Source organism: Limnochordia bacterium (assembly GCA_023230925.1).
GTDB lineage: Bacteria > Bacillota > Limnochordia > DUMW01 > DUMW01 > JALNWK01.
Genome location: JALNWK010000107.1, coordinates 1 through 2,707, shown reverse-complemented (window position 1 = coordinate 2,707; position 2,707 = coordinate 1). Strand labels below are relative to the sequence as shown.

General features: G+C 45.1%; 1 protein-coding gene. It reads left to right on the top strand.

The window, feature by feature from the left end; translation table 11 throughout:
• Positions 1 to 1,108 precede the first annotated feature (1,108 nt).
• Positions 1,109 to 2,407: an extracellular solute-binding protein gene (locus M0Q40_12665; protein MCK9223439.1), complete on the top strand. Its 1,299-nt coding sequence runs from the start codon at positions 1,109 to 1,111 to the stop codon at positions 2,405 to 2,407.
• Positions 2,408 to 2,707 lie beyond the last annotated feature (300 nt).

Sequence of the window (2,707 nt, the reverse complement as noted above, 5' to 3'; positions counted from 1 at the left end):
CAAAGGAGTGGGTATGCGCTGGAGTGAGGAAGGGTTCAACCATCTACTTCACCTACGTTTGGATTGGGTAAACGGAAGATTTGATGACCAACTCTTCTCCCCCCAATAACTAAATACGCCCCTTTGGGTTTCTTCCTGACGATGTACCAAGTGAATTCTGACATCATGCTCTATGTATGTTCATTGATTTTTCAGTAGTGCAATTGTGGCATAGTATGTTATCTCCGCTGCTTGGTCGGTGTGATTATCGATGATTTGGCTGCACGGTTGATCCGGATTCAGCGAATTACATGCGCTCCGTGAATTGTGGGTTCCTTATCTGATCGTTACCGGAGGGTGCCCTTGGTAACGGTCGTCCCCACAAGGTCATATGTCTGAAAGCACATAAGAGTACATAGACGAATTGGCCGAAATTGTATTCAGGAGACTATATATTACGTTACGGCTTGACCTAGGATATAAGTCTATAGTATTCAGGATGAATGTCAATTACATGAATTCCATATAGTATACGATGATGTTCGAAAAAAGAGTGACTGAAGTATGTGGGCTGTACTATGGCAGTTTTGTTTCCCGCAATACCGTTGGCATTGGTAGTATGAATGCCACTGTTACGCGTTTGGTATTGGGGGCTGGGGAGGAACGAGCTTAGCAGAGTCTTTTTGTCTTCGAGCGCAAAACTCTGGGACGATTAAAAGCTTGTAGTTCAGGTATTTGTTGGAACCCCGCTATAACAAATGAAGATATAGAGTATAAGGACGAAGAATATAAGTAAATAGAAGTTAATGCATACTATAGGCAATAATATAAACCGGGACAGAGTAGGTTACCGAGCTCTCGATGATTTAGCACTGAGGAACAGCTTGAAAAGTGCAAGTTACCTAGATTAGAGCGGTTGTGGACTAAGGTGTCGTGCGAAGCTGTTGTATTATTATCAAGGGTTAAGGTCACCTAAGGGCGTAATTCTTACCTGTGCAGTAAACTAGGGTAGATTGGTTGGACTGATGTTTGGGTTTGGGAAGTACGATAATCACAGTGGTGAAGGAGGTGGATTCTTTAGAAATTTGATTGTGGTTCTCTGCTTATACAGTAAAAGGGAGGTTATACTATGAGCTTGGAGCGCATCTGCGATTCATTAGCAGTTAAAGCGACATTGATCACGTTCCTCACATTGTCATTATTTGCGGGAATTCTTTACACGGTTGGAGAAGCCAAGACAACGATCGAGTTATGGACGGTTCAGCATCTTTGGTATAAGAGAATGGAAGAGGCGATTGAGCAATTTATGCTCGAGTACCCAGATATCGAGATTGACATTGTCTACGTGCCTGGTTCCTGGGGTGAATTACATGAAAAGCTCATGTTGGCCGCAGCCACAGACGGTTTACCAACAATTGCTTGGTCACATACTGAGAAAAATATTCACCTTGAGGACAAGGATTTGCTCGCTCCAATTCCCTGGGATAGATTACCCTATGGTGTAGAAGACTTCATGAACTACGAGCAGATGTACAACTATAATGGAGAGTACTATCGGTTTCCGTGGGGAATGCTCAATGGTGTTCTATACTACAACCGGTTCTTGCTAGACCAATCTGGGGTATCAGAGTATGATTTGCCCACTTCGTTTGAGGAGATGACGAGGTTAGCCCGTAAATTGACACAGATGGATGCCAGCGGGGATGTTACTCAATACGGGTTCGCCAACGGACCAATTTGGCAATGGTTTGACGTGTTTTACCAACATGGTGAATATTTGTTCAAGGAGGATGGAACGCCGAACCTTGCTTCGCCGGCTGGAATCAATAGTATGGAGGTATTGTTTGATTTACTAGAAGCCGGCGGGCGTCGACAGGGGGTCCAGAACGCAGGATTTAGGGACGGCAATGTAGTTATGCAATATGAGTGGGCCTGGATGGCTGCACAGATCAGAGAGCATCGGCCCGATTTGGATTTTGGAATTGCAGTTCCGCCCACTATTAGCGGTTCTTTGACTCCTGCTTTTGGCCGTATGAACTGTGAAGAAGGCTTTTGCGTGTTTAAGCAGGCTTCCCCTGAAGAACAAGAGGCCGCGTGGAAGCTGCTCGCGTACCTACTGGATGATGACGATTTCCTTTTAGATTTGTCGAAGACCGGGATTGGCCTCACACCGAAATATGAACTGTGGTCGGACCCTGTAGTAAAAGATGATCCGGCACTATGGGTTCAAGCCCAGACCTTACCATATTCCGTTTACCAGGCAGACGTTCAGTTTGTAGTAGACATATTAGGTGGTTTGATGGGTCAGGCCGAAAGAGGCGAGATTTCGCCCCAACAGGCTCTTATGACAGCCGATGTGGAACTTGCTGCTGAACTTGCAAGAAGTAAACGACGGATCAATGAACGGAATTACGTTTTTGAAGACTAATAGAGGATTGTGCATGGTGCGGGTTATGCTGCACCATGCATATATGTTAGGTGTTTCAAGCTAAAAAAGGAGCCAAAGGGGGAGTTACGCGCACTCCCTATGGCTAATACTCCATAAGCGATGGGACATTGAATCAGCGTTTAACGATCTTAAGAATAACTGGGCCTTCAGTCATTACTGTTGTCGTCACCCGAATGCTATCAAGACCGTCTACCTGCTGTTTATGATCGCGTACAACCTATTGGCTCTATTTCATCGCAATCACCTGTGGTGGGACAAGGACCTACATCGTACTACTTT